The following is an 8,429-nucleotide window of genomic DNA, read 5'->3' as shown; positions in this document are numbered from 1 at the left end:
CGGACCTGAGCGACCCGGTGAACATGGTGCGCTGGCGGAAGATCGAGGCGGCCAAGCGCTATCTCTTCTATGCCCTATTGCGGCTGCACGTGCCGGTTCGGGACCGGACCCAGGACCCCGAACACGGGCTGGCCTTCGACTTCCTGGCCGATCCGCCTACCCCGACGCCCGAGGAAATTCCTGATGGGACTCCCGGGGCTTCCAATGAAGCTCCCGACGGGGTGCCGAAGGTGATGACGGGGCATGACAACGGCCTGATCACCATCGCGCTGATCGAGGCCGACGACGCCGAACGCGAACGCCGGCGCACGGAACTGCATGAGCCGTACCGCTCCCTACTGGGCCATTTCCGTCATGAGGTCGGGCATTATGCCTGGGATCTGCTGATCCGCGACGGCGGACGGCTCGATGCCTGCCGAACGGTGTTCGGCGACGACAGCCAGGACTATGGCGAGGCGCTGCAGCGCCACTACCGGAACGGCGCGCAGCCTGACTGGCAGGACCATTTCGTCAGCGCCTATGCCAGCAGCCACCCTTGGGAGGACTGGGCGGAGACTTGGGCGCACTACCTGCATATCGTGGACACGCTGGAGATGGCCTACGCGTTCGGGTTGCGCGTGCGGCCTCGCGGGGTGCGCGACGACAGCCTGAAGGCAGCGGTCGATTTCGATCCCTACGCAAACGTTCCGATGGAAACCATCATCGACGCGTGGCTGCCGCTGACTTTCGCCATGAACAGCCTGAACCGTTCGATGGGGCAATCGGACCTGTATCCGTTCGTTCTGTCGCCGGAAGTGATCACGAAGCTGGCGTTTGTGCACCGGACGGTCCACGAGGCGGCGCCGGCTACGTCAGTCCCGTCGCAACCGCCCGTATCCGCCTCACGTCCTCGCGCCCGCCGCTGAGGACAGCAGCGCGCCGGATCCGCCGGATGCCGGCTATGTCACCGGCCCTCCCTCGCCACCGGATTGCGCAGCGTGCCGATGCCGGTGATTTCAACTTCAACGACATCGCCATGCTTCATGTTGGCGGTCGCACCCTCGGTGCCCATCCAGATCATATCGCCGGGATACAGCGTCAGGCAGGTCGTCATGTTCACCAGGAAATCGACGACGCCGAAGATCATGTGGTTGGTGGGAAACGCGATCAACTGCTCCCCGTTCAGCCTGATCTTGGTGACCAGGTCTTCGAGTTTCACGTCCGTTTCGATCCACGGACCCATGGGCTTGAACGTGTCCGTGTTCTTCGCGCGCCACAGCGTACGGTCCTGCTTCTGCCAGGTCCGCTCGCTGACGTCGTTGCCGATCGTGTAGCCCAGCACGGCGGACAACGCGTTCTCCCGCGTCAGGTTCTTGCACTTGCGGCCGATGACGACGACGAGTTCGCCTTCGTATTGCACCAGTTCCGTGGCATCCGCCGGGATGACGATCGTTTCGCCTTGCGCGACCAGGGCGTTGTTGGCGCGGTAGCCGATATCGGCCTGGGTCGGCAGGTTCGGCTTCTGCCCGACCTTGGCGGCCACTTCCTTGACGTGTTCAGCGTAGTTCATGCCGGCGGCATAGAAAGTCGGCGGCACGACCGGCACCAGCAGCTTCACGTCGTCCAGCTTCAGGCGCTGGCTGGTGCGGTCCCAAGCCTCGAAGGGGGAGCCGTTGACCGGGATGACGGTGTCTCCCTCGATCACGGCATAGCGCGGCGCGCCGTTCAATTCGATCCTTGCCCAACGCATGGTGCTTCCTCCGACGGGGTTTGGGGGGAGAGTTCGGAAGAAGTGCGCCGGCGTCAAGCGGTGGTCGGCCGCCTCTCCCCGTCGTGGTGGGCGCAGGCCCGTCGGTCCGTTTTAACGCCCAAGGGAGCTGCGGCCGCCCCGCACCTTCTCATTTCCCAAGAGCCGCAATCCCGGCCTACACTTCCTCCCAAACAAGGAGGATCCCTCACCCATGCCCCAGCCATCCCTCCGCATCGCGATCATCGGCGCCGGGATCGGCGGATTGACGGCCGCCGCGTGCCTGCGCCGCGCGGGGATGGACCCGGTGATCTATGAGCAGGCGCGCGGGTTCACACGCCTCGGTGCCGGCATCCAGCAGGCCCCCAACGCCATCCGCGTCCTTTACGCACTGGGCCTCAAGGACCAGCTCCTGGCCAGTGCGTTCCAGCCCGAGAGCAACGATTCCCGCGATCACGATACCGGGACGCTGACCAATTCCCTGCCGCTGGGCGACACGGTGCGGGACCGCCATGGCGTGCCCTATTTCCTCATGCACCGGGGTGACCTGCACGCGATGCTGGCGGCCCTGGTGCCGGCCGAGATCATCCGCCTGAACCACAAGTTGGCCGGCCTGGACCATGACGTCGACGGCAGCGTCCGCCTGCGCTTCACCAGCGGCGACAGCGCCGAGGCGGATGTCGTGATCGGCGCCGACGGCGTCCATTCGGTCGTGCGGGAGGCCATGCTGGGCGCCGAGGAACCTCGGTACACCGGCCGCGTCGCCTACCGCACCGTGTTCCCGACGGCATTGTTGAACGGGCTCGACGTGTATCCCTGCATCAAATGGTGGGGTCCCGACCGGCACATCGTCAGCTATTTCGTCAGTCCCCGCCGCGACGAGCTGTATTTCGTCACCTCCACGCCGGAACCGGACTTCTCCGTCGAATCCTGGTCAGCCAAAGGTGACCTGAAGACGCTGCGCGCCGCTTACGACACGTTCCACCCGCAGGTCCGCGCCATCCTGGACGCTTGCCCGGACGTGCACAAATGGGCACTGGTCGAGCGTGATCCGCTGCCGCGCTGGACCGAGGGCCACGTCGCGCTCCTCGGCGACGCCTGCCACCCGATGACGCCCTATATGGCGCAAGGCGCGTCCACCTCGATCGAGGATGGGGCAGTCCTGTCCCGCTGCCTGACCGGCATCGACCGCGACGGCGTCGCCGACGCGCTGCGCCGCTACGAGGCGACGCGCAAGCCGCGCACCAGCCGGATCCAGCTCACGTCGGCGCAGAACACGTGGCTGAAGCAGCCGCACGACGCCGACTGGGTCTATGGCTATGACGCCTGGCGCGAACCGCTGGCGGCATAGGCGCGCAGGTCGGCGGCGGCCCTGACGATCACCGGGTCCCAAGCGCCCGGTTCCGGCTGGGTGTAAAGACGCATCGTCGGATACCATGGGGTCTCGCTGGTCCCCCAACGCCAGCGCCAGCACCGGTCGTACCGGTGCAGCGCCCAGACCGGACGCCCCAGTGCGCCGGCGGCATGCACGACGGAGGTATCGACCGAAACCACCAAATCGAGCGCCGTCATCAGCGCCGCCGTGTCGGCGTAGTCGTGCAATTCCTCCGTCCAATCCAACAGCGCGTGGCCTTTCGCCTGCCCGGAAGCCGACCCTTTCTGCAACGACACGAACGTCGCGCCCGGCGTGTCCAGCAGCGGGCCGAACCGGTCGAGCGGGATCGACCGCCGGAGGTCCATCCGCTTGCCGAGGAAATCGCCAGGACGCGGATCGCCGGCCCAGGCGAGACCGACCTTCAAGCCCGGCCATTTCGCCAGCCGGCGCCGCCAGGCTTCCACGTCGCACGGGTCGGCCTGGAGATACGGCCCCTCCGTCACGAACCGGCTGTCGTCCAGGCCCATGATCGCCGGCAGGCTCATCAACAGGCAGTAGGTGTCGTAATCCGGCGCATCATCGGGTACGGCGACCGCTTCGATCCCCTGCAGCGACCCCATCAGCCGCTGCAATGGCCGCTCGACGCCCAAGATCACCTTGGCGCCGAACGCCGTTACCAGGGGCGCGAACCGGCTGAACTGGATCATGTCGCCCAGGCCTTGCTCGCCGATCAGCAGGATGCGCTTGCCGCGGAGATCGGCGCGTCCATCCCAGCGCGGCACGGCGATGCCCGCCAGGGCGGCAGCGCAGGCCGGCTGGTCCAGCCGCGCCTCGAAATCCGCCCAGCCGTCTCCCCAACGCCCCATGCGCAATAGACAAATGCCGCGGCTCAGGCCGACGTCCGCCAGGTCGGGTTGGCGTTCCAGCAGGGTGTCGTAGGCGGCGACCGCCTCGGGGTAGCGGTGCAGGGATTGCAGGATCGTGCCGCGGTTGACCAAGGCCGCAGCATTGTCCGGCTCGATCGCCAGCGCCTGGTCGTAGCGCGCCAGCGCCCCGGTGAAGTCGGACCGGTCCAGGCACACATTGCCTCGGTCGATCAGCGCCTGGACACGACGCGGATCGGTGGCCAGAGCGCGGTCAAGATCCGCTTCCGCCGCGTCCAGGTCGAGCAGCCGCCAGCGGATTCCACCGCGCAGCGCCAGCGCCTCGGCATCGTCCGGATCGCGCGCCAGCACCGCGTCGAGATCGGGCAGCGCCGCCGCCGGCCGATCCATGGCGTACAGCAGACGGACACGCTGCAACCGAGCATGACGGTGGACAGGGTCGAGGGCGAGGATGCCGTCTAGATAGGCCAACGCGTCCTCGGGGCGGCCCTGTGCCTCGCTGATCGCGGCCAGATGCAGCCGGGGTTCGTTGTCGGCAGGCGCCAGCGTCAACACCTGCTCGAACGCCGCCGCCGCCTCGGCCAGCCGCTGTTGGGCGAGCAGGACACAGCCCAGGTTGCGATGGCCCAGCGCATTGTCCGGCGCGTGTTCGAGGCATTGGCGGAACGCGCCGGCGGCCTCCTCCAACCGGCCGGTCAGCATCAGCACCACGCCGAAATCGTTCCACAAGGCTGGATCGTGATTGTTGAACCCGACGGCGCGTCCCAGGAAGTCGGCCGCTTCCTCCGCGTTGCCCAGGTTGCGCAGGCTCCGGCCAGCCGCCGCCAGGGCGCCTCGATGGTCGGGCGCAAGCGCGAGGCAGCGCCTGAGATAGCCCACCGCCTCGGCATGGCGCCCCTGGCCCGCGAGGAAATTGCCGATGTTGTAGTAGGCGGTCGGGAAGTCTGGCTTGCGGGCGATCGCCCGCTGGATCAGGGCGATCCCCGCCGCGGTCGCGCCCTGGGAGCCGATCAGGACCCCCAGCAGGTGCAGCGCGTCGGGGTCCTCGGGTCTCTGGACGAGCACCCGCTCATACAGCAGGCGGGCCCGCGCGAGCGATCCCGCCTGATGCAGGGCGACGGCATCACGAAGGGTCTGGTCCGTTTCGGTCATGCCCCCTCGGTCATGGGCCGGCTAGGTCGGCACAGCCACAAAAGATCATTATCGGACGTTGTTCGTTACGAACGCACCCTATGCGAATGATCGCGGAAAGAGTCAATCGTTCAGCGAAATCCTCCGCCACCATTCACGTAAACCGTGTTGGCGGTCATATATTCACACGCATCAGAGCACATGAACAACACCAACTCGGCGATCTCCTCCGGCTCGCCCAGCCGCTTCATCGGCACGTCCGCCACGGCACGGGCCAGGAAGTCCGCGGGCGAGTTGGAGGCCGCCTGGAAGTTGGTATTGATCGGTCCGGGCGAGATCGACAGGCAGCGTATGTTGCGGTCCGCGAACTCCCGCGCCACACCCAGCGTCATGGAATCGATCGCGCCCTTGGCGGCGGCGTAATGGATGGACGCGCCCGGCCCGCCCCGGCGCGCGGTCATCGAGCAGACATTGACGATCACGCCGCCACCCTGTTCGAGCATGTGCGGGATGACGGCCTGCATGGCATAGAACGTGCCGTGCAGGTTGATCGCCAGGGTCTTGTTCAGCAGCGCATCGTCGATCTCCAGGAACTTGCAGCGGTTCACCGCGGCGCCGGCGGAGTTGAACAGGAAGTTCACCCGGCCGAACTTGGCGATAGCGGCGGCGATGGCGGCATCGATCGCGGCCCGTGCGGTGACGTCGCACGGCAGGGCGATCGCCTGCCTGCCGGATTGCTGGATGGTCTCGGCGACCCGGCGGGCGGCGTCGCCGTCGATATCCGTCACCACCACGTTCGCCCCCTCCCGCGCGAAGATCAGCGCCGCCGCTCGGCCGATTCCACCGCCGGCGCCGGTGATGACGATGGTCTTGCCGACGAAATAGTCTGGTGTCTTGGGCATGGCGTTGATCCTTCCGGACGTTGTTTCAACGGGCGTCCGGGCCTACATCAGCCATCTCGCCCGTCCCTGGGGTTGATGGCCCGGCCGCAGGCGGCGCACAAGAGCGGCGCGACGCGCCTTGCCTTTCCGCCAATGGCATGGTCCTGCCGGCCCCAGGCGTGTATAGGCACCCGACTCAATTTACCCGAAACGGCCCCCCGAAACGGCCCCGAGACCACGGACCCGACATGAACGACGCCGCTACCGATACCCAGCGAGAGGGCACCCCGCGGGATTACCGCGACACGGTGTTCCTGCCGCAGACCAGTTTCCCGATGCGCGGCGACCTGCCGAAGAAGGAGCCTCAGATCCTGGCGCGGTGGGACGCGATAGGGCTGTGGGACAGGCTGCGGAAGACCTCCGCCGGCCGTCCGCTCTTCATCCTGCATGATGGCCCGCCCTATGCGAACGGCCATCTGCATATCGGCACGGCGCTGAATAAGATCCTGAAGGACGTCGTCAACCGCACCCGCCAGATGGCCGGCTACGACGCCAACTACATCCCCGGCTGGGACTGCCACGGCCTGCCGATCGAGTGGAAGATCGAGGAAGAGTACCGCGCCAAGAAGCAGGACAAGGACGCAGTGCCGATCCTGGACTTCCGCGCCCAATGCCGCGACTACGCGAACCACTGGATGGGTGTGCAGAAGACCGAATTCCGCCGCCTGGGCGTCGAGGGCGACTGGGTGCAACGCTACGCCACCATGGACAAGCCGTCCGAGGCGGCGATCGCGGCCGAGATCTGCAAGTTCCTGCTGAACGGCGCGCTGTACCGCGGCCTGCGCCCGGTCATGTGGTCCCCGGTCGAGAAGACCGCGCTGGCGGAAGCCGAGATCGAGTATCACGACCACACCTCGACCACGATCTGGGTGCGCTTCCCGGTGACCAAGCCCAGCGTTCCGGCGCTGGAAGGCGCCTCGGTGGTGATCTGGACGACAACCCCCTGGACCATGCCCGGCAACCGCGCCGTCGCCGCCGGGTCCGACTTCGATTACGTCGTGATCGAGGTCACCGGGGTTGCCGATGGCTCCCTGGCGCGTCCCGGCGAGAAGCTGGCGGTGGCCGAGGCGCTCGTGCCGGCGGTGGTGAAAGACACCGGCATCACTGGCTATCGCGTGATGGCGACGCTGAAGGGCGCCGACCTCGCTGGCACCGTGATGGCGCATCCGCTGCGGTCCAGAGGCTATGAACAGGACACGCCCCTGCTGCTGGGCGACTTCGTCACGACCGAGGCCGGCACCGGTTTTGTCCACATCGCCCCCGGCCACGGCGAGGACGATTTCTGGCTGGGCAAGGCCAGCGGGCTCGACGTCCCCGAGACCGTCGGCGACGACGGCACGTTCAATGCCTGGGTACCGCTGTTCGCCGGCGTGCATGTCTACAAGGCTGCCGACCCGGTCTGCGCCGCGCTGGTGGACACCGGCGGACTGCTGGGACGCGGCAAGATCGTCCACTCCTATCCCCATTCCTGGCGATCCAAGGCGCCGCTGATCTTCCGGGCGACGCCGCAATGGTTCATCCCGATGGATGGCGCGCACGAAATCCGGAAGAAGGCGCTGGACGCGATCGCAGCGACGCAGTTCGTCCCCGACCAGGGCCGCAACCGCATCGGCAGCATGATCGCCGCGCGTCCGGACTGGTGCATCAGCCGCCAGCGCGCCTGGGGCGTGCCGATCACCGTGTTCGTGGAAAAGCGGACCGGCGAGCCGCTGCGCGACCCCGCGGTGGTCGAACGCATCGTCGAGGCGTTCAAGCTGGAAGGCGCCGATGCCTGGTATTCGTCGAAACCCAGCCGTTTCCTTGGCAACGACCATAATCCCGAGGACTACGAGCAGGTGAACGACATCGTCGATGTCTGGTTCGAGTCCGGGTCGACCCATGCCTTCGTGCTGGAAGCGCGCGGCCTGCCCTGGCCGGCGGACCTGTACCTCGAAGGCTCCGACCAGCATCGCGGCTGGTTCCATTCGTCATTGCTGGAGGCCGTCGGCACGCGCGGCGTCGCCCCGTTCAAGGCGATCCTGACCCACGGCTTCGTCAATGACGAAAAAGGCCGCAAGATGTCGAAGTCCCTGGGCAACACCGTCGCTCCGGATGAGGTCTGCGACAAGTTCGGCGCCGACATCCTGCGGCTGTGGGTAATGTCGTCCGATACGACCGAGGACCTGCGCATCGGTCCGGAAATCCTGAAGCAGCAGGCGGAACTCTATCGCCGCCTGCGCAACACGCTGCGCTGGGTGCTGGGCAGTCTCGACGGCTTCTCGGACACTGAGGCCGTGCCGTTCGCGCAGATGCCGGAACTGGAGCGCTGGGTGCTGCACCGCCTGACCGAGCTGGACGCGACGATCCGGAAGGCGACGGAAAGCTATGACTGG

6 protein-coding genes are annotated in these 8,429 nt (G+C 66.9%); 3 read left to right on the top strand and 3 right to left on the bottom strand.

All coding sequences use genetic code 11. The annotated features are described in order from the left end of the window. The coding region (locus tag VHB27_RS21085) for a zinc-binding metallopeptidase family protein (RefSeq protein ID WP_325604266.1) at positions 1 to 905 on the top strand (905 nt) is incomplete at its 5' end. Between the two features lie 38 nt (positions 906 to 943). On the opposite strand, the gene VHB27_RS21080 is transcribed toward VHB27_RS21085, so the two are convergent. Continuing rightward, on the bottom strand, positions 944 to 1,729 hold the full coding sequence (locus VHB27_RS21080; protein WP_325604264.1) for a fumarylacetoacetate hydrolase family protein: 786 nt from the start codon (positions 1,727 to 1,729) through the stop codon (positions 944 to 946). Between the two features lie 211 nt (positions 1,730 to 1,940). Between VHB27_RS21080 and VHB27_RS21075 the strand changes: the two genes are divergently transcribed. Then, on the top strand, positions 1,941 to 3,077 hold the full coding sequence (locus VHB27_RS21075; RefSeq protein ID WP_325604263.1) for an FAD-dependent monooxygenase: 1,137 nt from the start codon (positions 1,941 to 1,943) through the stop codon (positions 3,075 to 3,077). Here VHB27_RS21075 and VHB27_RS21070 read toward each other — a convergent pair. Both VHB27_RS21070 and VHB27_RS21065 read right to left on the bottom strand, forming a co-directional pair. Further along, positions 3,044 to 5,137 carry a tetratricopeptide repeat protein gene (locus VHB27_RS21070; RefSeq protein WP_325604261.1) on the bottom strand — a complete coding sequence of 698 codons (2,094 nt, stop codon included), beginning with the start codon at positions 5,135 to 5,137 and terminating at the stop codon, positions 3,044 to 3,046. The genes VHB27_RS21075 and VHB27_RS21070 overlap by 34 nt on opposite strands. A 110-nt stretch (positions 5,138 to 5,247) precedes the next feature. Beyond that, positions 5,248 to 6,018: an SDR family NAD(P)-dependent oxidoreductase gene (locus VHB27_RS21065; RefSeq protein WP_325604259.1), complete on the bottom strand. Its 771-nt coding sequence runs from the start codon at positions 6,016 to 6,018 to the stop codon at positions 5,248 to 5,250. Positions 6,019 to 6,245: 227 nt separating this feature from the next. Here VHB27_RS21065 and ileS point away from each other — a divergent pair. Further along, positions 6,246 to 8,429, top strand: a 2,184-nt coding sequence (ileS, locus tag VHB27_RS21060) for an isoleucine--tRNA ligase (protein WP_325604257.1), incomplete at its 3' end; no start/stop codon positions are given.

The organism is Rhodopila sp. (genome assembly GCF_035548235.1).
Classification (GTDB): domain Bacteria; phylum Pseudomonadota; class Alphaproteobacteria; order Acetobacterales; family Acetobacteraceae; genus Rhodopila.
This window is presented reverse-complemented; position numbering and strand designations above follow the sequence as displayed.